The 21523-nt window shown below is 73.1% G+C and carries 17 protein-coding genes, 1 pseudogene and 1 riboswitch; of the genes and pseudogenes, 13 read left to right on the forward strand and 5 right to left on the reverse strand.

What is annotated here, in order from left to right; translation table 11 throughout:
* Positions 1–39 precede the first annotated feature (39 nt).
* Both EAO70_RS33475 and EAO70_RS33480 read left to right on the forward strand, forming a co-directional pair.
* Positions 40–483, forward strand: a complete 444-nt coding sequence (locus EAO70_RS33475) for a DUF485 domain-containing protein (protein ID WP_148006664.1) — start codon at positions 40–42, stop codon at positions 481–483.
* Complete coding sequence (locus EAO70_RS33480) at positions 480–2072, forward strand: cation acetate symporter (RefSeq protein ID WP_148006491.1); 1593 nt, start codon at positions 480–482, stop codon at positions 2070–2072. The genes EAO70_RS33475 and EAO70_RS33480 overlap by 4 nt, the downstream gene beginning before the upstream one ends.
* Positions 2073–2144: 72 nt before the next feature.
* On the opposite strand, the gene EAO70_RS33485 is transcribed toward EAO70_RS33480, so the two are convergent.
* Complete coding sequence (locus EAO70_RS33485; protein WP_148006492.1) at positions 2145–2834, reverse strand: response regulator; 690 nt, start codon at positions 2832–2834, stop codon at positions 2145–2147.
* On the reverse strand, positions 2831–4552 hold the full coding sequence (locus EAO70_RS33490) for a sensor histidine kinase (RefSeq protein ID WP_261993156.1): 1722 nt from the start codon (positions 4550–4552) through the stop codon (positions 2831–2833). The genes EAO70_RS33485 and EAO70_RS33490 overlap by 4 nt, the downstream gene beginning before the upstream one ends.
* A gap of 121 nt (positions 4553–4673) precedes the next feature.
* Here EAO70_RS33490 and EAO70_RS33495 point away from each other — a divergent pair, with 121 nt between their 5' ends.
* Positions 4674–5729, forward strand: coding sequence for a CobW family GTP-binding protein (locus EAO70_RS33495; protein ID WP_148006493.1), 1056 nt, complete (start codon positions 4674–4676; stop codon positions 5727–5729).
* Positions 5730–5889: 160 nt separating this feature from the next.
* On the opposite strand, the gene EAO70_RS33500 is transcribed toward EAO70_RS33495, so the two are convergent.
* A complete protein-coding gene (locus tag EAO70_RS33500; protein ID WP_148006494.1) occupies positions 5890–8349 on the reverse strand; it encodes a DNA topoisomerase (ATP-hydrolyzing) subunit A in 2460 nt (819 codons plus the stop codon).
* A gap of 181 nt (positions 8350–8530) precedes the next feature.
* On the opposite strand from EAO70_RS33500, the gene EAO70_RS33505 reads away from it, so the two are divergent.
* From EAO70_RS33505 to EAO70_RS33520, 4 genes are all read left to right on the forward strand, one after another.
* Positions 8531–9877, forward strand: a complete 1347-nt coding sequence (locus tag EAO70_RS33505; protein ID WP_148006495.1) for a M16 family metallopeptidase — start codon at positions 8531–8533, stop codon at positions 9875–9877.
* Positions 9878–9903: 26 nt separating this feature from the next.
* A complete protein-coding gene (locus EAO70_RS33510) occupies positions 9904–11271 on the forward strand; it encodes a M16 family metallopeptidase (RefSeq protein ID WP_148006665.1) in 1368 nt (455 codons plus the stop codon).
* A 200-nt stretch (positions 11272–11471) separates the two neighbouring features.
* A riboswitch (cyclic di-AMP (ydaO/yuaA leader) is annotated at positions 11472–11637 on the forward strand.
* Between the two features lie 12 nt (positions 11638–11649).
* Positions 11650–12420 carry a M23 family metallopeptidase gene (locus EAO70_RS33515; RefSeq protein ID WP_148006496.1) on the forward strand — a complete coding sequence of 257 codons (771 nt, stop codon included), beginning with the start codon at positions 11650–11652 and terminating at the stop codon, positions 12418–12420.
* A gap of 210 nt (positions 12421–12630) precedes the next feature.
* Positions 12631–13314, forward strand: coding sequence for a GntR family transcriptional regulator (locus tag EAO70_RS33520; RefSeq protein WP_148006497.1), 684 nt, complete (start codon positions 12631–12633; stop codon positions 13312–13314).
* A 210-nt stretch (positions 13315–13524) separates the two neighbouring features.
* Here the strand turns inward: EAO70_RS33520 and EAO70_RS33525 are convergent, their stop codons facing one another.
* Positions 13525–13806 (reverse strand): HPr family phosphocarrier protein, encoded by a 282-nt coding sequence (locus EAO70_RS33525; RefSeq protein ID WP_015036698.1) that lies wholly within the window; start codon positions 13804–13806, stop codon positions 13525–13527.
* 241 nt (positions 13807–14047) lie between these two features.
* On the opposite strand from EAO70_RS33525, the pseudogene EAO70_RS33530 reads away from it, so the two are divergent.
* The 6 genes and pseudogenes from EAO70_RS33530 to EAO70_RS33555 all read left to right on the forward strand — a co-directional run bounded on the left by EAO70_RS33530 (position 14048) and on the right by EAO70_RS33555 (position 19163).
* A pseudogene (locus EAO70_RS33530) lies at positions 14048–15578 on the forward strand (GNAT family N-acetyltransferase).
* A gap of 41 nt (positions 15579–15619) precedes the next feature.
* A complete protein-coding gene (locus EAO70_RS33535; RefSeq protein ID WP_148006498.1) occupies positions 15620–16216 on the forward strand; it encodes a DUF5998 family protein in 597 nt (198 codons plus the stop codon).
* Positions 16216–17421, forward strand: a complete 1206-nt coding sequence (locus EAO70_RS33540) for an alkaline phosphatase family protein (protein WP_148006499.1) — start codon at positions 16216–16218, stop codon at positions 17419–17421. The genes EAO70_RS33535 and EAO70_RS33540 overlap by 1 nt, the downstream gene beginning before the upstream one ends.
* A gap of 51 nt (positions 17422–17472) precedes the next feature.
* Positions 17473–18120: a thymidine kinase gene (locus EAO70_RS33545; RefSeq protein WP_148006500.1), complete on the forward strand. Its 648-nt coding sequence runs from the start codon at positions 17473–17475 to the stop codon at positions 18118–18120.
* A gap of 104 nt (positions 18121–18224) precedes the next feature.
* On the forward strand, positions 18225–18659 hold the full coding sequence (locus EAO70_RS33550) for a hypothetical protein (RefSeq protein ID WP_148006501.1): 435 nt from the start codon (positions 18225–18227) through the stop codon (positions 18657–18659).
* Positions 18660–18827: 168 nt separating this feature from the next.
* Entirely contained in the window at positions 18828–19163 is a 336-nt protein-coding gene (locus tag EAO70_RS33555; RefSeq protein WP_148006502.1) for a hypothetical protein, read from the forward strand.
* 84 nt (positions 19164–19247) lie between these two features.
* Here the strand turns inward: EAO70_RS33555 and EAO70_RS33560 are convergent.
* Positions 19248–21523 (reverse strand): tetratricopeptide repeat protein (locus EAO70_RS33560; protein WP_148006666.1); only part of this gene is annotated, 2276 nt, incomplete at its 5' end.

Below are 21523 nucleotides of genomic sequence, written 5' to 3' on the forward strand. Positions count from 1 at the left end.
GAGCAGGTGGACAAGCAGGAGGGGCTCGACGCTTCGGCGATGCCCTTCGAGGACCCCTGGTACGGCGGGACGGCCCCCGGCCGCGGCGAGCCCGCGGGGGACGGAGCCGCCGGCGACGGCCTCGCCGACGCGGTGCCGCGGCAGCGGGTCCCCAGCGCGGCGGAGATCTATCTGGAGGTGCAGCGGAGCCCCGCCTTCCAGGAAGTGCGCAGCCGCTACCGCCGGTTCGTCTTCCCGGCCGCCCTCGCCTTCCTCCTCTGGTACCTCGCCTACGTGGTGGCGGCGACCGCCGCCCCCGGGCTGATGGCACGCCCGGTGGCCGGGGCGGTGAACGTGGCGATGGTCGCGGGACTCGGGCAGTTCCTCACCACCTTCCTGCTGACCTGGGCGTACGCGCGCCACGCACGGCTGCGGAGGGACCGGGCCGCGCTCGACCTGCGCTGGGACACCCAGGAGATGACCCGAGGGGTGCGGCAGTCGTGAACGCGGACCACCAGACCCTGGCGCTCGTGCTGTTCAGCGTCTTCATCGCGGTCACCCTGGGCATCACCACCTGGGTGAGCCGCAACCGGCGCGGCTCGGCGGAGGAGTTCTACGCCGGGGGCAGGCTCTTCTCGCCGCTGGAGAACGGGTTCGCCATCGCGGGCGACTACATGTCCGCGGCCTCCTTCCTCGGCATCTCCGGACTGATCGCCCTCTACGGCTACGACGGCATGCTGTACTCCGTCGGATTCCTCGTGGCCTGGCTGGTCGTGCTGCTGCTCGTCGCCGAACTGGTCCGCAACTGCGGGCGGTTCACCCTCGCCGACGTCGTCGCCGCGCGGATGGCCGAGCGCCCGGTGCGGATCGCCGCCGGCACCTCCTCGGTGGCCGTCTCCGTGCTGTACCTGGTGGCCCAGATGGTGGGGGCCGGAAGCCTGGTCGCGCTGCTGCTCGGCGGGAGCAGCGAGGCGGCCCGCTCGTGGACGGTGATCGGCGTCGGGGCCCTGATGGTGATCTACGTGTCGCTCGGCGGGATGCGGGCCACCACCTGGATCCAGATCGTCAAGGCGGTCCTGCTCATGGCGGGCACGATCACCCTCACGGTGCTCGTCCTGCTGCGCTTCCACGGCGACGTGAACAGCCTGCTCTCCACGGCGGCCGAACGCAGCGGCCACGGACTGGACTTCCTCGCGCCGGGGCTCCGGTACGGGGGCGACTGGACGGCCCGCCTCGACTTCATCAGCCTCGGCCTCGCCCTCGTCCTCGGTACGGCGGGACTGCCCCACATCCTGTCGCGCTTCTACACCGTGCCCACCGCCCGGGCCGCCCGGCGCTCGGTCGTCTGGTCCATCGGACTCATCGGCAGCTTCTACCTGATGACCATCGTGCTGGGCTTCGGCGCCGCCGCGCTGATCGGACCCGACGAGGTCCGCGCCTCCAACGCCTCGGGGAACACCGCCGTACCGCTGCTCGCCCTCGACCTCGGCGGCGGCGCGGGTTCCACCGGCGGCACCGTGCTCTTCGCGGTCGTCGCCGCCGTCGCCTTCGCGACCATCCTCGCCGTCGTCGCCGGGATCACCCTCGCCTCCTCCGCCTCGGTGGCCCACGACCTGTACGCCTCGCTGCGCCGACGGCACGCGAAGCAGTACAGCGAGGTGACCGTGGCCCGGGTCGCGGCCGCGGTGATCGGCGCCGCCGCGATCGGCCTGGGGCTGCTCGCCCGCGATCTCAACGTGGCCTTCCTCGTCGGCCTCGCCTTCGCGGTCGCGGCCTCCGCGAATCTGCCGGTGCTGCTGTACTCGCTGTTCTGGCGGCGGTTCACGACCCGGGGAGCCGTCTGGTCCGTGTACGGCGGTCTGGTTCCGGCGGTGCTGCTCGTCCTCGTCTCGCCGGTGGTCTCCGGCAGTCCGGAATCGCTGTTCCCGGGTGTCGACTTCCAGCTCTTCCCACTGCAGAACCCGGGGGTGGTCTCCATTCCGCTGGGCTTCCTGGCCGGCTGGCTCGGGACCGTGACGTCCCCCGAGCCGTCCGACGAGGCGCGGCACGCCGAGACCGAGGTCCGGTCGCTGACGGGCGCCGGAGCCGCCTGACGGCACAGAGGAGCCGGGCAGCCGCGCCGGGGAGGGACGGGGGGAGCGGCCTCGGCGCCGTGCCGAGGCGGCTCAGTCGGGGGAGGGGGAGGCCGCCCAGGCGTAGCGGTGCTCGGGGCGGCCCGTCTCGCCGTACCGGAGCGAGAGGCGGACCCGGCCGGTGCGTTCGAGGAGCTTGAGATAGCGCTGCGCGGTCTGGCGGCTGATGCCCGACCGCTCGGCGATCTCCTGGGCGGAGAGCGGCCCGGCGGCGGCGAGCAGCACCTGGCGGACCAGCTCGGCCGTGGTGGGGGAGTGCCCCTTGGGGAGGTCCGGAGCCACCGCGCCCGCCGACAGGACACCGAAGATCCGGTCCACCTCGGCCTGTTCGGCCTCGCCTCCGCTCTCCAGGGTGCGGCGGAGCGTCGCGTACGCCTCCAGCTTGGCGCGCAGCCCGGCGAAGTTGAACGGCTTCACCAGGTACTGGAGGGCGCCGTGTCGCATCGCCGCCTGCACGGTGGCCACGTCACGGGCGGCCGTCACCATGATCACGTCGCACTGGTGGCCCCGCGCGCGGAGCTCCCGTACGGCGGCGAGGCCGTTCTCGTCGGGCAGGTAGTGGTCCAGCAGGATCAGGTCCACCGGGTGGGCGTCCAGGGCGGTGAGCGCCTCGGCGGTGGAGTGGGCGGTGGCGGTGACGCGGAAGCCGGGCACCTTGCCGACGTAGGCGGCGTTGATGCGGGCCACCCGGGTGTCGTCGTCGACGACCAGGACGTCGATCACCGGGCCTCCTCCGCGGGCTCCGGAAGCGGCCCTCGGGCGGCCGGGGCTGCTCCGGGCCCCGATTCCCGCACCGGCGCGTCCGGGAGCGGCTCGGGCTCGCTCAGGGCGTCCGGGAGGACGACCGTGAACTCCGCGCCCCCGTCGGGCCCGTCCGCGACCCCGGCCGTGCCGCCCCGGCGCTCGGCGAGCCGGCGGACCAGAGGCAGCCCCAGGCCGCGCTTCCCGTGCGACGGGAGCTCCTTCGTCGACCAGCCCTCGGTGAAGATCAGCTCGCGGCGCTCCTCGGGGACCCCGGGACCGCTGTCCGTCACCCGCAGCACGACCGCGTGCCCCTCGGTGCGGAACGAGACGTCGATGCGGGCCCCGGGGGTGCCGGCGACGGCGTCCAGGGCGTTGTCGACCAGGTTGCCGACGACCGTGACCAGCTCGCGCGGGTCGACGAGCCGGTCCGGCAGCAGCGAGTCGGGGGTGAGGCGCAGCGAGGCGCCCCGCTCGGCGGCGACCGTCGCCTTGCCGACGAGCAGCGCCGCCAGGAGCGGATCGTGCACCTTCTCCGTGACCTGCTCGGCGGTGGCCCGGTGCACTCCGACGACCTCCGTGACGAACTCGACCGCCTCCTCGTGCATCTCCAGCTCCAGCAGCCCCAGGAGGGTGTGCAGGCGGTTGGCGTGCTCGTGGTCCTGGGCCCGCAGGGCGTCGATCAGGCCCCGGGTGGAGTCCAGCTCCCGCCCGAGCCGCTCCAGCTCGGTGCGGTCCCGGAGGGTCGCCACGGCGCCGCCGTCGTGCGTGGGCATCCGGTTGGCGATGAGCACCCGGTGCCCCCGGACGGTGAGCAAATCCTGGCCGGTCACCCTGCCCGCGAGGACGTCGGCGGTGCGGCCCCGCCCGAGAACCTCGTCGAGCGGCCGGCCGGCCGCCTCGGGGCCGAGCCCCAGGAGCCGCTGGGCCTCGTCGTTCAGCAGCCGGACGGAGCCGCTGCGGTCCAGGGCCACGACCCCCTCGCGGATGCCGTGCAGCATCGCCTCGCGTTCGGCGAGCAGCGCGGAGATGTCGGAGAAGGCCAGGTCGTGGGTCTGCCGCTGAAGCCGCCGGGAGATCAGGTACGCGGCCAGGGCGCCGGCCGCGAGCGCGCCGCCCGCGTAGGCGAGGAGCCCCGGGATCGCGGCGAGGAGCCGGTCGCGGACGCTGTCGTACTCGATGCCGACCGAGACCGCGCCGACGATCCGCCCGTCCGCGTCCCGCAGCGGCGTCTTGCCCCGCGCCGAACGGCCCAGGGTCCCGCTGTCGATCTCCATCACCTCGCGCCCGGCGAGGACGTCCGTCGGATCGGTGGAGACCCGTCCGCCGATGGCGGCGGGGTCGGTGTGGGACCAGCGCACTCCCCGCGTGTCCATGACGACCACGTACTCCGCGCCCGTCGAGGTCCGGATCCGCTCCGCCTCCGCCTGCACCGGGCCCCGCGCCGACGGCTCGCTGCGCGTGAGGTCCGCCGCCAGCCGGGGCGACGCCGTCGTCCCCGCGATGGCCAGGGCGCGCCGCATCGCCTGGTCGTCGAGCTGGGCGCTGAGCGGGGCCAGGAACAGCCCGGTGGCGAGCACCGTCACACCGGTCGCGATGGCCAGCTGCATCAGCAGCACCTGCGAGAACACCCGCCGCGGCCAGCCGAACCGCCGGCGGCGCGCACGCGGGCGCGAGGGGCTGGTCTGTGCGGGGCTCATGCCGGAAACCGTAAGGGGGCGCGCCCCGGGACCGGAAATGGCGCGGGCACCGCTGTCGGTGCGGAAACCTATTCTGGGGAGCCCACAGCCGTGGGACCCGACGGAACCGGAGGCACGTCCCTTGACCACGCAGCAGATCCCCGTCGTCGTCCTGGCCGGGTTCCTCGGGGCCGGGAAGACCACCCTCCTCAACCACCTGCTGCGCAGCTCCCGGGGCACCCGCATCGGCGTCATGGTCAACGACTTCGGCGACATCGGCATCGACGCGATGAGGATCGCCGGCCAGGTCGGCTCCACCGTCTCCCTCGGCAACGGCTGCCTGTGCTGCGCCGTCGACGCGAGCGAGCTCGACGAGTACCTGGAGATCCTCACCCGCCCCGAGTCGCGGCTCGACGTGATCGTGATCGAGGCGAGCGGCCTCGCCGAGCCGCAGGAGCTGGTCCGGATGGTCCTCGCCAGCGAGAACGACCGGATCGTCTACGGGGGGCTCGTGCAGGTCGTCGACGCGGCCGAGTTCTCCGCCACCCGCGAGCGGCACCCCGAGACCGACCGGCACCTGCCGATCGCCGACCTCGTGGTGGTGAACAAGACCGACCGGGTCTCCGCGGCCGAGCTGCTCGCCGTCCACGAGACGGTGGGCGGGCTCGCCGGGAAGGCCGTCGTCGTCGACGCCACCCACGGGCGGATCGACCCGGAGCTGCTCTTCGACCGGGTGGTCCCCGAGGGGGAGATCGAGGGGCAGCTGTCGATCGAGGACATCCTGTACGGGGCGGAGGACGGCGACGGCGATCCGCACGCCCACCCCCACGCGGCGTACGAGACGGTCTCCCTGACCGCCGCGACGCCGCTCCATCCGCGCCGGCTGATGGCCTTCCTGGACGCGCGGCCCGAGGGCCTCTACCGGATCAAGGGCTTCGTCGACTTCGGCGCCGCCGACCCGGACAACCGTTACGTCGTGCACGCCGTCGGCCGCTTCCTGCGCTTCTATCCCGAGCGGTGGCCCGAGGGCGAGGAGCGGCTCACCCAGCTGGTTCTGATCGGCTCCGGCGTCGACGTGGCCGGTCTCCGCAAGGAACTGGCGCGGTGCGAGCTGGACGGGCCGCGGGACGCCCCCGACGAGCACGCCATGTGGGGCGTCCTGCGGTACGTGCCGCGGTCGGAGGAGGAGCCGGTCTGACCGGACCGCCGCGCGCGGTGCACGCGGCTCGGCGGATCTTCCCGGGTGCTCGGCCGGACGGCAGGAGACCCCGTACGACAGGCGGTTCGCCGGACGGCAGAAGACCCCGTGCGCCGGGCGGTTCGCCGGGCGCACGGGGTCTCTTCCGTGGTCGGGCCGGTCAGGAGGCCGGGCTCGCCACCACGTCGACCGGGTGGGGGAGCGGGGTGCCCGAGCCGTCGCGGCGGGGGTCGACGGCCGGGAGTTCCACCGGGGTGCCGGTCTTCCGGGCGGCGCGGGCCGGGGTGGTGCCCGCCCAGGCCAGGATCAGCACGTCCTCGCCCTTCAGGAAGCGCTGGCAGCGGACGCCGCCGGTCGCGCGGCCCTTGRGCGGGTACTGGTCGAAGGGTGTCAGCTTCGCCGAGGTGGCCGCCGAGGAGTCGAGCGTGCCCGTGGAGCCCGCGACGGTGAAGACGACCGCGTCGGCCGCCGGGTCGACCGCCGTGAACGAGATCACCTCGGCCCCCTCCGCCAGCTTGACGCCCGCCATGCCGCCGGCCGGACGGCCCTGCGGCCGTACCTGCGCGGCCGGGTAGCGCAGAAGCTGGGCGTCGGAGGTGATGAAGACCAGGTCCTCCTCGCCGGTCCGCAGCTCCGTCCCGCCGACGATCCGGTCGCCCTCCTTGAGGGTGATGACCTCCAGCTCGTCCTTGTTCGCCGGATAGTCCGGCACCACGCGCTTCACCACGCCCTGGAGCGTGCCGAGGGCGAGCCCCGGGGAGCCCTCGTCGAGGGTGGTCAGGCAGACCACGGTCTCGTCGGCCTCCAGGGAGAGGAACTCGGAGAGCGGCGCGCCGCCGGCCAGGTTCGGCGCGGACGCCGTGTTCGGCAGCTGCGGCAGGTCGATCACGGCGATCCGCAGCAGCCGGCCGGAGGAGGTCACCGCGCCGATGTCACCGCGCTGGGTGGCGGCCACCGACGACAGGACGACGTCGTGCTTGGCGCGCGCGGCGTCCGGGTCGACCGGCGGCAGTTCCGCCGTCGCCGTACGGGCGAGCAGGCCGGTCGAGGAGAGCAGCACGTGGCACGGGTCGTCCGCGACCTCCAGGGAGACGGCCGCGACGGGCGCGCCCGCCGATTCGAGCAGCACCGTGCGCCGGTCCGTGGCGAACTTCTTCGCGACCGCGGCCAGCTCGGCCGAGACCAGCTTCCGCAGCTCCGCGTCGGAGTCGAGGATCCCGCTCAGCTCGTCGATCTCGCCGTTGAGCCGGTTCTGCTCGGTCTCCAGCTCGATCCGGTCGAACCGGGTGAGGCGGCGCAGCGGGGTGTCGAGGATGTACTGGGTCTGGATCTCGCTGAGGGAGAAGCGCTCGATGAGGCGCTCCTTGGCCTGCGCCGAGTTGTCGCTCTCCCGGATCAGCCGGATGACCTCGTCGATGTCGAGCAGGGCGACGAGCAGGCCCTCGACCAGGTGGAGCCGGTCGCGCTTCTTGCCGCGGCGGAACTCGGAGCGACGGCGGACGACCTCGAAGCGGTGGTCGAGGTAGACCTCAAGGAGCTCCTTGAGGCCGAGGGTGAGCGGCTGGCCGTCGACCAGGGCCACGTTGTTGATGCCGAAGGACTCCTCCATCGGCGTCAGCTTGTAGAGCTGCTCCAGGACCGCCTCGGGCACGAAGCCGTTCTTGACCTCGATGACCAGGCGCAGGCCGTGGTTGCGGTCGGTCAGGTCCTTGACGTCCGCGATGCCCTGGAGCTTCTTGGAGCCGACGAGGTCCTTGATCTTCGAGATGACCTTCTCGGGCCCGACCGTGAACGGCAGCTCGGTCACGACGATGCCCTTGCGGCGCGCGGTGACCGTCTCGACGCTCGTCGTGGCGCGGATCTTGAACGAGCCGCGGCCCGACTCGTACGCGTCCTTGATGCCGGCGAGGCCGACGATCCGGCCGCCGGTCGGCAGGTCGGGGCCGGGCACGAAGCGCATCAGCGTCTCGAGGTCGGCGCCCGGGTGGCGGATCAGGTGGCGGGCGGCGGCGATGACCTCGCCGAGGTTGTGCGGGGGCATGTTGGTCGCCATGCCGACCGCGATGCCCGACGCGCCGTTGACCAGGAGGTTCGGGTAGGCGGCGGGCAGCGCCACCGGCTCCTGCTCCTGGCCGTCGTAGTTCGGCGAGAAGTCGACCGTGTCCTCGTCGATGGACTCCGTCATGAGCAGCGCGGCCGAGGCCATCCGCGACTCGGTGTACCGCATCGCGGCCGGCGGGTCGTCGTTGCCCAGGGAACCGAAGTTGCCGTGGCCGTCGACCAGCGGGAGGCGCATGGAGAAGGGCTGCGCCATGCGGACCATGGCGTCGTAGATCGAGGCGTCGCCGTGCGGATGGAGCTTGCCCATCACCTCGCCGACGACTCGGGCGCACTTGACGAAGCCCCGGTCGGGCCGGAGCCCCATCTCGTTCATCTGGAAGACGATGCGCCGCTGGACGGGCTTCATGCCGTCGCGGGCGTCCGGGAGGGCACGCGAGTAGATCACCGAGTACGCGTACTCGAGGAAGGAGCCCTGCATCTCGTCGACGACGTCGATGTCGAGGATTCGCTCCTCGAACGCGTCGTCCGGCGGCGGTGTCTTCGTGCTGCGGCGGGCCATCGCGGCTGCGGCTCCTTCACCAACAAGGTTGATCTGACGCGGACCATTGTGGACCGTGCCACCGACAACGCCGACCGCGACCCGGAAGAGGGACATCTCCCGGGGTCGGGAACTTCGCCAGGTGTCGGCGCGCTTGCATACAGTGGCAGGACTTTTTCACATCGCGATCGAAGGGACGTACATGCCCATGGGTCACACGGCCACGGCCGAGGCCGGCTCCGGCGGCCTGACAGCGACCGAGCACCGGTTGGCGAACGGCCTGCGGGTGGTGCTCTCGGAGGACCACCTGACCCCGGTCGCCGCGGTCTGCCTCTGGTACGACGTCGGCTCGCGGCACGAGGTCCCGGGCCGCACGGGCCTCGCCCACCTCTTCGAGCACCTCATGTTCCAGGGCTCGCAGCAGGTCCACGGGAACGGGCACTTCGAGCTCGTGCAGGGGGCCGGCGGCTCGCTCAACGGCACGACGAGCTTCGAGCGCACCAACTACTTCGAGACCATGCCCACCCACCAGCTGGAGCTCGCGCTCTGGCTGGAGGCCGACCGCATGGGCTCGCTGCTCGCCGCCCTGGACGACGAGTCCATGGAGAACCAGCGGGACGTCGTCAAGAACGAGCGCCGCCAGCGCTACGACAACGTGCCGTACGGCACGGCCTTCGAGAAGCTGACCGCCCTCGCCTACCCGGACGGCCACCCGTACCACCACACGCCCATCGGCTCCATGGCCGACCTGGACGCGGCCACCCTGGAGGACGCGCGGGAGTTCTTCCGCACGTACTACGCCCCGAACAACGCGGTGCTGTCGGTCGTCGGCGACATCGACCCGGAGCGGACCCTCGCCTGGGTCGAGAAGTACTTCGGCTCCATCCCCGGCCACGACGGCAAGCCCGCGCCGCGCTCCGGCGAACTGCCCGAGGTCATCGGCGAGCAGCTGCGCGAGGTCGTCGAGGAGGAGGTCCCGGCCCGTGCGCTGATGGCCGCCTACCGGCTGCCGCACGACGGCACGCGCGCGTGCGACGCCGCCGACCTGGCCCTGACGGTCCTCGGCGGCGGCGAGTCCTCCCGGCTCCACAACCGGCTGGTCCGCCGCGACCGGACGGCCGTCGCCGCCGGCTTCGGCATGCTGCGGCTGGCCGGCGCCCCCTCGCTGGGCTGGCTGGACGTCAAGACCTCCGGCGGCGTCGAGGTCCCGCAGATCGAGGCCGCCGTCGACGAGGAGCTCGCCCGGTTCGCCGCCGAGGGCCCCACGCCCGAGGAGATGGAGCGCGCGCAGGCCCAGCTGGAGCGCGAGTGGCTCGACCGGCTCGGCACCGTCGCCGGCCGTGCCGACGAACTGTGCCGGTTCGCCGTGCTGTTCGGCGACCCGCAGCTCGCGCTGACGGCCGTCGACCGCGTCCTGGCGGTCACCGCCGAGGAGGTGCAGGCCGTCGCCGCGGCCACGCTGCGCCCCGACAACCGCGCGGTGCTGGTCTACGAGCCCGTGGCGACCGAACAGAGCGACAGCGACGAGGAAGAGGGGGCGGACCAGTGACCGACGCTGCCGCGTCTTTGACGAGCATGGACTTCCACCCGCAGCCGACGCCGGGCGACGCCCGGCCCTGGGCCTTCCCGGCCCCGGACCGCGGTGCCCTGGACAACGGCCTGACGCTGCTGACCTGTCACCGGCCCGGCCAGCAGGTGGTGGCCGTGGAGATCTTCCTGCCGGCCCCGCTGGACGCCGAGCCCGCCGGTCTCGACGGGGTGGCCACCATCATGGCCCGGGCCCTGTTCGAGGGCACGGACCAGCACAGCGCCGAGGAGTTCGCGGCCGAGCTGGAGCGCTGCGGCGCCACGCTCGACGCGCACGCCGACCACCCGGGCGTACGGGTCTCCCTGGAGGTTCCCGTCTCCCGGCTGCCCAAGGCGCTCGGTCTCGTCTCCGAGGCCCTGATCGCCCCGGCGTTCCTGGAGACCGAGGTCGAGCGGCTGGTGCGCAACCGCCTCGACGAGATCCCGCACGAGACGGCCAACCCGGGCCGGCGCGCCGCCAAGCAGCTCTCCAAGGAGCTGTTCCCGGCGGAGTCCCGGATCTCCCGGCCGCGCCAGGGCACCGAGGAGACCGTCGCGGCGATCGACGCCGCCGCGGTCCGCGCCTTCTACGAGGCGTACGTCCGGCCCGGCACGGCCACCGCCGTGGTCGTCGGCGATCTGACCGACGTCGACCTGGACAAGGTCCTGGCCGAGACGCTCGGCGCCTGGACCGGCGAGCCGGCCGAGCCGCTCCCGATGCCGCCGATCACCGCCGACGACACCGGACGGGTCGTCATCGTGGACCGCCCCGGCGCCGTCCAGACCCAGTTGCTGATCGGCCGGATCGGTCCCGACCGCCACGACAGCGTCTGGCCGGCCCAGGTCCTGGGCGCCTACTGCCTCGGCGGCACCCTCACCTCGCGGCTGGACCGGGTCCTGCGCGAGGAGAAGGGCTACACGTACGGGGTGCGCGCCTTCGGGCAGGTGCTCCGCTCGGACGGCCGGGGGAACGGCGCCTCGATGCTCGCCATCAGCGGTTCCGTCGACACGCCCAACACCGGTCCGGCTCTTGACGACCTGTGGAAGGTGCTGCGGACGCTGGCCGAGGAGGGGCTGACCGACGCCGAGCGGGAGACCGCCGTGCAGAACCTGGTGGGGGTCGCGCCGCTCAAGTACGAGACCGCCGCCTCGGTCGCCGCGACGCTCTCCGACCAGGTCGAGCAGCACCTCCCGGACGACTACCAGGCGCAGTTGTACGCCCGGCTGGCCGAGACGGGCACGGTCGAGGCGACCGCTGCCGCGGTCAGCGCGTTCCCCGTCGACCGTCTCGTCACCGTCCTCGTCGGCGACGCGTCGGAGATCGCGGAGCCGGTGCGCGCGCTCGGAATCGGTGAAGTGACCGTCGTGACCGGCTGATTCACGACGCCCCGCTGGGGTGGGAGAGGACCCCGACGGCCTGGTCCGTCGGGGTCCTCCTCTTTGTCCGTATTGGGGCAAGGGTTGGCTTTTGTGTTGTGGCATGTCTTACAAAACGCCAGTCCGGTTGGTGATTGAAAGACGATCCGCATAGCGTCAGGCCGTCTGTTCGTCAGTTGCACTGCCGCACCCGCGGCATCGGGCAGACATCGCCGAGTCCCCGTCAGGCGCGAGCCTGGGGAGCCGGGGACCCACACGTAGTCCCTGGGGTGAATCGGGCGCCTTCGTCTCGTACGGAGGGGCTCGTAGGAGACCTTCCTGCTCCGAACCCGTCAGCTAACCCGGTAGGCGAGAGGGAAGGAAAGGATCAGCCCCTACATGGCGTTCACCCGTGCCACCGGGAAGCATCGTGCTCCGAGCCGGATGGCGCGCCGCGGCGCGGGCATCGCCGGCGCGGCGACCCTCGCCACCGCCGGCGTCATCGGAACCCTCGCCTCCCCGGCGCTCGCCGCCGACACGGACCCCCGCTCGCTCGAGGACACCGGGCTCACCAAGGTGATCACCGAGGACGACCTCGCCGAGCGGATCGACGCCCAGGCCGCCGCCCAGGAGCGGGAGGCCTTCGAGATCGCCGCCGAGGCGAAGGCCAAGGCGGAGGCCAAGCGCAAGGCCGAGGCCCGCGCCAAGGAGATCCGCGAGGCCGAGCAGCGTGCCGCCCGCGAGGCCGAGCGCCGCCGTCTGGCCTCCTTCCAGCTCCCCGTCGACGGCTCGTACGTCTCCACCGGCTACCAGACCGGTGGCTCGCTCTGGTCCTCCGGCAGCCACTCCGGCGTCGACTTCCACGCCGCCTACGGCAGCACCGTGGTCTCCGTCGGCTCCGGCACCGTCGTCGAGGCCGGCTGGGGCGGCGCGTACGGCAACAACATCGTCATCCGGATGAACGACGGCACGTACACCCAGTACGGGCACCTCTCCTCCATCGGGGTCCACGTGGGCCAGAGCGTCGAGCCGGGCGAGCGGATCGGCATCTCGGGCTCGACCGGCAACTCGACCGGGCCCCACCTCCACTTCGAGGCCCGGTCGACGGCCGAGTACGGCTCGGACATCAACCCCGTCACGTACCTGCGCGCCCGCGGCGTCAACGTCTGACCCGACGCCCGCGACGGGCGGCGGTCGCGCCGCCCCCACCCGCATCGCAAAAGCCCCGGCTCGTACAGAGCCGGGGCTTTTCGTCGCGTGCGGCACATCGATATTCCGCCGGGGCATCGGAAATTCCGGCGCGCTGCAATAGAGTCGCAGACCGGGCGCAGAAGAGGCGCCGCTGGAATTGACTCGCGCAGACCAAGGCGGAGGTCGGACATGCGCATTCCCGCGCACTCGGTATGCACGGCGATCCGGGACGACATCGTCACGGGCGTCTTCGAGCCGGGCGGCCGGCTGACCGAGGACCAGCTCGCCCGCCGGTACGGGGTCTCCCGGGTGCCGGTCCGCGAGGCGTTGCGGACCCTGGAGTCCGAGGGGTTCGTGGTCACCCGCCGGCACGCCGGGGCGCAGGTCGCGGAGCCCACCGGGCAGGAGGCCGCCGATCTGCTCGACATGCGGGCGCTGCTCGAACCGCTGGGGGCCGCCCGCGCCGCCCAGCGGCGCACGGAGGCGCATCTCAAGGTGCTGCGCGGCCTGGTCAGGCTGGGGCAGGAGCGGGCCAGGCGGGGGCAGGGCGAGGATCTGCGCTCCCTCGGGGGCTGGTTCCACGAGACGCTGGCCCAGGCCTCCGGCAGCCCGGCCCTGACGGCCCTGCTGACCCAGCTGCGGCACAAGATCGCCTGGATGTACGCGGTGGAGCAGCCCGAGCGGCCGGTGGACGCCTGGGCCGAGCACGGCGCGATCGTGGACGCCGTGGCGCGCGGCGACGCCGAGCGGGCGAGGGCGCTGACCGCGCTGCACGCCGAGCGCACGCAGTCGCTGCACCGCCTCAAGAAACCGGCCGGCGGCCGTGTGAGGGTTTCGCAACATGCAGTCAACACGGCGGGTTCCGGGAATTAACGCGCGCATCGTATACATGGAATAGCAATTCGAGGCCGTCGCTCCGTGCTGCCCGAAAAGGCCGCGACGGAAAAGGGAAAGGGCCGTGACCGCCGGAATTCCGGCGGTCACGGCCCTTTCGCCGTGCGGGGGTGTCGACCCGGATCGGAACCGGCGCGGACCCGGATCGGTTCCGGCTCGAACCCGGAGCGGACCCGCGTCAGTCGCGGATCAGACGGTCTCGGGGAGCTCGTCCAGGCCCTCGGCGACCAGCTTCGCGAGGCGGTCCAGAGCGGCCTCGGCGCCGTCGGCCTCCGACGCGAGGACGATCTCCTCGCCGCCCTGCGCGCCCAGACCGAGCACCGCGAGCATGGAGGCGGCGTTGACGGGGGTGCCGTCGGACTTGGCGATCGTCACCGGAACGCCGGAAGCCGTGGCGGCACGGACGAAGATGGACGCGGGGCGGGCGTGCAGGCCCTCGGCCCAGCCGACGTTGACGCGGCGCTCAGCCATGGTGTTGCCCTTCAAGTCTCAAGCGGGTTGTCTAGACCAGTCTCTCACGGGATGCTCCGTGCTCGCGCCGACCTTCGGCCCGGATCGGACCGCCCTTCGGCCCTCCCCGCGCCACGGGGCGTGCTCCCTACCTTGCACGGCGGACCCCCGCCGCGCGAGCGTGCCGACGCCGTGTCGCGGTCGGTGCCGCCACCGGGGCGCGGCCCGTGCCGCCGTCGGTCCACGGCCGTAGGCTGACCCCATGCAGAGCGCGTCGGACCAGCTGCCGGAGCACGACTACCCCGACCACTGGGAAGCGGACGTGGTGCTCCGCGACGGCGGCACCGCGCGCATCCGGCCCATCACGGCCGACGACGCCGACCGCCTCGTCAGCTTCTACGAGCAGGTCTCGGACGAGTCGAAGTACTACCGCTTCTTCGCCCCCTACCCCCGGCTCTCCGCCAAGGACGTGCACCGCTTCACCCACCATGACTTCGTGGACCGGGTGGGCCTGGCGGTGACCGTCGGCGGCGAGTTCATCGCCACCGTGCGGTACGACCGCATCGACGACCGGGGCATGCCCGCCTCCTTCCCCGCCGACGAGGCCGAGGTCGCCTTCCTCGTCCAGGACGCGCACCAGGGGCGCGGCGTCGCCTCGGCCCTGCTCGAACACATCGCCGCGGTCGCCCGGGAGCGGGACATCCGGCGCTTCGCCGCCGAGGTGCTCCCCGCCAACACCAAGATGATCAAGGTGTTCACGGACGCGGGCTACACCCAGAAGCGCAGCTTCGAGGACGGCTCCGTACGGCTCCACCTCGACCTGGAGCCCACCGACCGCTCCCTCGCCGTGCAGCGCGCCCGGGAGCAGCGGGCCGAGGCCCGCTCCGTGCAGCGCCTCCTCACCCCCCGGTCCGTCGCGGTCGTCGGCGCCGGGCGCGCCCCGGGCGGGGTCGGCAGGACCGTGCTGCGCAACCTCCTCGGGGCCGGGTTCACCGGGCGGGTGTACGCGGTCAACGCGGCGCTCGGCGAGGGCGGCGATGTGTTCGAGCAGGGCCGAGGCGACGCCGCGCCCCTGGTGCGCGTCCTGGACGAGGAAGGCGACCTCGGCCTCGTCGGCGGGGAAGGAGGCGGCCGTACGGAGCTGTCCCTCGGACGCCAGATCGAGCCGTACGCCCCCGAGGTCGGGGCGGTGGCGCAGATGGGGCGCGGCCGCCGCCCGGCTCGGCTACCCGGTGGCCCTCAAGACGACCGCGCCCCATCTGCGCCACCGCCCCGACCTCGGGGGCGTACGGCTCGATCTGGCGTCCGAGGGACAGCTCCGTACGGCCTACGCCGAGCTGACGGAGGTCCTCGGCAAGCCGGAGGAGCTGCTGCCCGTCGTCCAGGCGATGGTGCCCCGCGGTGTCGACACCGTCGTCCGCTCCGCCATCGACCCCGCCGTCGGCGCCGTCCTCTCCTTCGGCCTGTCCGGCGCCGCGTCCGAGCTGCTCGGCGACACCGCCCACCGGCTGGTGCCCGCCACCGACCGGGACGTCGCCGATCTGGTCCGCTCCCTCCGCACCGCCCCGCTGCTGTTCGGCTGGCGCGGCTCCGCCCCCGTCGACACCCCCGCGCTCGAAGAGATCCTGCTCCGGGTGTCGCGGCTGGTCGACGACCATCCGGAGGTGGTCGCGGTCTCCCTGGAGCCGGTGGTCGTGGCGCCCCGCGGGCTGTCCGTCCTCGGCGCCACCGTCCGACTGGCCCCGCCGCCGCCCCGCACCGACCTCGGCCCGCGCAGCCTGCCGAGCTACTGAGGGGGCCTGAGGGGGGCCCGCAGCCCCGTAGGATGGAGTCCATGGCGAAGACCGGTACGACGACCCAGGGGCTGCGCGCGGCGATCGAGCGCAGCGGCTACTACCCGGCCCTCGTGGCCGAGGCGGTGGAGGCCGCCGTCGGCGGCGAGGCCGTCGCGTCGTACGTCGTGCACCAGGAGACCACCTTCGACGCCAACGAGGTCCGGCGGCACGTCACCGTCCTCGTCCTCACCCCGCACCGCTTCATCGTCAGCCACACCGACGAGCAGGCCGCCGACAGCAGCTCCCCGACGCCGTACGCCACGACGTCCACCGAGTCCGTGAAGCTCGACCGGATCTCCTCGGTGGTCGTCAGCCGCGTCGTCGCCAACCCGGAGTCGTACACGCCGGGCACGCTGCCCCGCGAGGTGGTCCTCACCATCGGCTGGGGCGCCGTCTCCCGCATCGACCTGGAGCCGGCCGCCTGCGGCGACGCCAACTGCGACGCCGACCACGGCTACACGGGCAACGCGACCGCCGACGACCTCAGCCTCCGGGTGAGCGAGGCCGGCGACGGCCCGGACACCGTCCGGCAGACCCTCGTCTTCGCCCAGGCCCTGTCCGAAGCCATCGCGGCCACCGCCGCCCCGACCCGCTGATGGTGCAGCCGACCGCCGCGACCCACGGCTGGCCCGACGACCCGGTTCCGCTGGCCCCGGAGACCGCGCCGGTCCCCGAGTACACCTCCGGCTCCCTCGGTGACGTCCTGCCGACGCTCGTCGCCGGTCAGGGTGTGCCCGGCTTCGACGCCCGGATCCCCGAGCTGTCCCCGGCCGACCGGAACTGCGTCTTCCTGATCGACGGGCTCGGCTGGGAGCAGATCAAGGCCCACCCGGACGAGGCCCCCTATCTGACCTCGCTCCTCGGCTCCTCCCGCGGCGGCACCGGCCGCCCGGTGACCGCGGGCTTCCCCGCGACCACCGCCACCTCGCTCGCCTCCGTGGGCACCGGCCGCTACCCCGGCACCCACGGACTCCCCGGCTACACCGTGCGCGACCCCGCCACCGGCGGGCTGATGAACCAGCTCCGGTGGAAGCCGTGGACCGCCCCGCACGTCTGGCAGCCCTACCCCACCGTCTTCCGTCTCGCCCACGAGGCCGGGGTCCACACCGCGCAGGTGTCCTCCCCGATCTTCGAGCAGACCCCGCTCACCAAGGTCGCGCTCAGCGGCGGAACGTTCCACGGGCGGCTCTCCGGCGAGGAGCGCATGGACTTCGCCGCCGAGCAGCTCGCCGCCGGCGACCGCTCACTGGTCTACACGTACTACAGCGAACTCGACGGCGCCGGGCATCGCTTCGGCATCGACTCGGACGCCTGGCAAGGCCAGCTGATGTTCGTCGACCGGCTCGTGCAGCGGCTCGCCGAGCAGCTGCCGCCCCGCTCGGCGCTGTACGTCACGGCCGACCACGGCATGGTCGACATCCCCTTCGACGAGCAGCACCGCATCGACTTCGACGAGGACTGGGAGCTCCGCGCGGGCGTCGCGCTCCTCGGCGGCGAGGGCCGGGCCCGGCACGTGTACGCCGTCCCGGGCGCCGAGGCGGACGTCCTCACCTGCTGGCGCGAGGTGATCGGGGAGCAGTTCTGGGTCGCGAGCCGTGACGAGGCGATCTCCCTCGGCTGGTTCGGCGACGAGGTCGACGAGCGCGTGTACGGGCGGATCGGCGACGTCGTCGCCGCGGCTCACGACGACGTGGCGATCACCGCGTCCGTGAACGAGCCCCACGAGTCCGCGATGGTCGGCATGCACGGGTCCATGACCCCCGCGGAGCAGCTCGTCCCCCTCCTCGAAGTCCGCTCCTGACCCCTCCGGAACCCCGGACACCGCCACGCCCCGAAAGGTCCCCGCCCCGTCATGCCCGAGCTGGTCTTCTTCTCCGGAACCATGGACTGCGGGAAGAGCACCCTGGCACTCCAGATCGCCCACAACCGCGACGCGCGAGGGCTCCAGGGCGTGATCTTCACCCGTGACGACCGGGCGGGCGAGGGCAAGCTCTCCTCCCGCCTCGGCCTGGTGACCGAGGCGGTCGAGGCGCCGCAGGGCATGGACCTGTACGCGTACCTCGTCACCCAGCTCTCCCAGGGCGGCAAGGCCGACTACGTGATCGTCGACGAGGCCCAGTTCCTCGCCCCGGAGCAGATCGACCAGCTCGCCCGGGTCGTCGACGACCTCGAACTCGACGTCTTCGCCTTCGGCATCACCACCGACTTCCGGACCAGGCTCTTCCCCGGCTCGCAGCGGCTCATCGAGCTGGCCGACCGCATCGAGCAGCTCCAGGTCGAGGCGCTCTGCTGGTGCGGCGCCCGCGCCACGCACAACGCCCGCACGGTGGGCGGCGCCATGGTCGTCGAGGGCGAGCAGGTCGTCGTCGGGGACGTGAACCGTCCCGCCGAGGAGATCGGCTACGAGGTGCTGTGCCGGCGCCACCATCGCCGCCGGATGACCTCGGCCGCGGCCCGCGCGGGAGCCCTCTCCCCGGACGTGCTGCCGGTCAACGGCTGAGCCCGTCCCCCGGGGCCGGCCCGTACGACGGGACCGGAGCGGGAGGGAAACGGTATCGGGGCGCTCGACTCTGGCGGAGTGGTTCTCTGCAGGAGGAGTCTTCGATGAAACATCCCCCGGACCGGATCGACGTGGCCGAGGGGCTGCGCCACATCCTTCAGGAGCTGTCCGCCATCGAGCGGTCGGTCGAGGGCGCGTGCGCGGGTCTGTCCGATGCCCGTACGGACGGTGAGGGGCCCTGGGACGGGCCCGAGTTCACCGTCGAGACCGTCAGCGACAACAGCATGCACACCGTGCTGGACATCAGGGCGCTGAGCCGTGTCGGCCACTCCCCGCCCGACCGCGCGGGGCCGGGCGAGGAGGAGGTCGCCGCGCTGCGCGCGACCGTGCGCGCGCTGCTCGACCTCGCCGACATCGGTTCGGGGCGGGCGTGTACCACCGTGGTCCTCACCGAGCGGGGGCCGCGGGTGACCAGTTGCCGGCTGGGCGGCGGCGCGACCGTCTTCGCGCGTGAGCCGGGGGCCGGGACGACGGGCTGAGGAGTCGTCGGCCCCTTGGCCGTACCCGGGCCGACCTGGCGTTCCCGGGTGCGTTCCCCTGCCGTACCGGCGGGCGGTATCGGCTCGGGAACGGACCGGGAACGGGTCGCCGGAGAGTACGTGGTGTCGGGAAGCAGAACCGCAGAAACCACGCAAAGGGGATAGGCCATGGGACGCAAGTCGACTGGACTCGCCGGGATCGTCGTCGCCGCCACCCTCGCCCTCGGGTTCGGGGTCACGGTGGAGACGGGACACCAGCAGAACCGGCCGGCCGGCGTGCAGTTCCAGGCCGACGACCAGGGCCCGACGGTGATCGGCAAGGGCGGAGTCGTCCAGGCGGGTGCGTCGGACGACCAGGGTCCGACCGTGGTGAAGCCGGGTGTGGTTCAGGCGGGTGCGTCGGACGACCAGGGTCCGACGGTCGTGAAGCCCGGTGCCGTGCAGGCCGGTGCCACCGACGACCAGGGGCCGACCGTCATCGGTCAGGGCCTGCTCGCCGTCTGATCCCCGCCGGTGTGGCCTCCGTCTGATCCCCACCGGGTGGGCCGCCGCCCGATCTCCGCCCGGTGCGGCCGCCGACCCGCCGGGTCAGCCGCGGCGGCGTTCCGCCGGGACGCCCATCTCGCCGAACAGGTCCTCCGCCGCCCGCTCGTTGCGCGCCGCCTCCTCCGCCAGGCCGAGGGCGGCCTGGGCGCGGGACATGCCGGACAGGGCGTACGCCACCTCGATGCGGAAGTCCAGGGAGTGCGCCACCTCGTGGGCGCTCTCGTGCAGGCCGAGCGCCGCCCCGTACTCCTTGCGCTTGTACAGATACCGGCCGACGGTGTTCTCGACCTTCGCCCTGCGCAGTGGAGAAACGTTTGGCCCGATGGTTTCGATAGCCCGGTCCGCGTACCGGACCGCCTGCTCGTCCCGGCCGAGGCGCTGGGCGACCTCCGCGAGGAGCGCCAGGGCCAGGGCCACCTGCCCCGGATCGCTGTTCTCGGTGGACAGGGCCCGCGCCCGCGCGAGGCACGTGTCGGCGGCCTCGTCGTCACCGAGGCAGGCGTGCGCGAAGGCGAGATCCGTGAACGCCACCAACTTGTTCTCGTGCTGGCCGAGTTCGTCGCAGAGCGCGATCGCCCGGCGGGCCGCCGACGCCGCCTCCTCGTGCCGCCCCCACTGCTCGTACAGCGTGCTGAGCAGCGTGAGGCTCTCCGCCTCCGCCCGACTGGCGCCCAGCTCGCGCTGGTGCGCGATCGACTTCTCCAGATGGGACAGCGCCTGCGGGAACCGGCCGAGGAGGCTGTTCAGCTGGCCCAGGGCGCCCTCGCTGTGGGCCAGGGTCTGGACGTCCCCGAGGCGCTCGGCGACGTCCCGGCCCTCCGTCGCGACCTCGATGCCCTCCGCGAAGCGGCCCAGCTTCCAGCAGGCGACGCCCAGATTGGACAGGCTCACCCCCAGCAGCGGCAGTTCGCCGAGCCGGCGCGCGGCGGCCACCGCGAGCAGCCCCATCGAGCGGAACTCCTCCAACTGGCCGCGGGCACTGAGCTGGAAGGCCAGGTTGCGGCTGAGGAACACGGTGTGACGGTCGTGGCCGAGCCGGTCGGCCAGGCCCACCACCCCCAGCAGGGATCCCTGCTCCCGCGCGAACCACTGCTCGGCCTGCCCGCCGTCCACCAGCCGCGGCAGCCGCGCGAGCCATGCCTCCCCGTCCTCCACCTCCGCCACCCCGGTCGGGATGCGGCGCCTGCCCGGGAACATCACCTGGCAGGCCGACTCCGTCGCCGCCAGGTAGTAGTCGAGCAGCCGGCGCGCCGACGCGGAGTCGTCCTCCTCCGTCGCCGTCGACCTGAGGCTCTGCGCGAAGCTCCGCACCAGGTCGTGGAAGGTGTACAGGCCGATCTCCGGCTGCTTCAGCAGATGGACGTCCAGGAGGAGTTCGAGGATGTCCTCGGCCTCGGCCGGATCGGTCTCCAGGAGCGCGGCCGCCGCGTACACGTCGAGGTCGCCCCCCGGGTGCAGCGCCAGACTGCGGAACGCGGTCCGGCAGTCCTGCTCCAGCGCCTGGTACGACAGGCGCAGGGTGGCGGCGACACTGCGCTGCCCCGAACTCAGCTCGTCCAGCCGCCGCGTCTCGTCGCGCAGCCGGTCCGCCAGGTAACGCAGCGTCCAGCGGGGCCGGTTGCGCAGGCGGGCGGTGGCGATCCGCAGCGCCAGCGGCAACCGGCCGCACAGCCGGGCCAGTTCGGCGGCCGCCTCGGGCTCCGCCGCGTACCGCCGCTCGCCCAGCGTCTCCGCCATCAGCGCCGCGCACTCCGCCGGCGACATCACGTCGATCGAGATCCACTGCGCCGAGTCCAGGTCCACCAGCCGGGCCCGGCTCGTGACGAGGACCAGGCAGCCGGGCGTGGTCGGCAGCAGCGGGCGGACGCCGTCGGCGTCGGCCGCGTTGTCCAGGAGGAGCAGCAGCCGCTTCCCCGTGACGGTCGACCGCCACAGCGCCGTACGGCCGGCGAGATCCTCCGGGATCCGTGAACCCGGCACGCCCAGCGCGCGCAGCAGACTGTCGAGCGCCCCGCCCGCGGTCACCGGCTGTTCGCCGGGGGTGTAGCCGCGCAGGTCGATGTAGAGCTGGCCGTCGGGGAACTCGGAGGCCAGCGAGTGCGCCGCGTGCACCGCCAGCGAGGTCTTGCCGCTGCCGCCCATGCCGTCCAGGGCCACGATCCGGGAGTGCCGGGCGCAGTCCCGGCCGGCCGAGTCGAGCAGCTCCCGCAGCTCGTCGCCGCGGCCCGTGAAGTCCGCCAGGTCGTACGGCAGGGTGCAGGGGGCCTCGGCGGGCACCGCCTCCAGTAAGGGGGCCGGGGCCCCCTGCACCCTGCCGT

The sequence above is a fragment of the Streptomyces sp. adm13(2018) genome (assembly GCF_008042145.1).
GTDB lineage: Bacteria > Actinomycetota > Actinomycetes > Streptomycetales > Streptomycetaceae > Streptomyces.

Coding starts and splice junctions, on each gene's coding strand:
- EAO70_RS33540 (WP_148006499.1), top strand. CDS start 16,216: ATGGTGCAGCCGACCGCCGCGACCCACGGCTGGCCCGACGACCCGGTT.
- EAO70_RS33520 (WP_148006497.1), top strand. CDS start 12,631: ATGCGCATTCCCGCGCACTCGGTATGCACGGCGATCCGGGACGACATC.
- EAO70_RS33510 (WP_148006665.1), top strand. CDS start 9,904: ATGGACTTCCACCCGCAGCCGACGCCGGGCGACGCCCGGCCCTGGGCC.
- EAO70_RS33535 (WP_148006498.1), top strand. CDS start 15,620: ATGGCGAAGACCGGTACGACGACCCAGGGGCTGCGCGCGGCGATCGAG.
- EAO70_RS33545 (WP_148006500.1), top strand. CDS start 17,473: ATGCCCGAGCTGGTCTTCTTCTCCGGAACCATGGACTGCGGGAAGAGC.
- EAO70_RS33550 (WP_148006501.1), top strand. CDS start 18,225: ATGAAACATCCCCCGGACCGGATCGACGTGGCCGAGGGGCTGCGCCAC.
- EAO70_RS33490 (WP_261993156.1), bottom strand. CDS start 4,552: ATGAGCCCCGCACAGACCAGCCCCTCGCGCCCGCGTGCGCGCCGCCGG.
- EAO70_RS33515 (WP_148006496.1), top strand. CDS start 11,650: ATGGCGTTCACCCGTGCCACCGGGAAGCATCGTGCTCCGAGCCGGATG.
- EAO70_RS33505 (WP_148006495.1), top strand. CDS start 8,531: ATGCCCATGGGTCACACGGCCACGGCCGAGGCCGGCTCCGGCGGCCTG.
- EAO70_RS33555 (WP_148006502.1), top strand. CDS start 18,828: ATGGGACGCAAGTCGACTGGACTCGCCGGGATCGTCGTCGCCGCCACC.
- EAO70_RS33475 (WP_148006664.1), top strand. CDS start 40: ATGCCCTTCGAGGACCCCTGGTACGGCGGGACGGCCCCCGGCCGCGGC.
- EAO70_RS33525 (WP_015036698.1), bottom strand. CDS start 13,806: ATGGCTGAGCGCCGCGTCAACGTCGGCTGGGCCGAGGGCCTGCACGCC.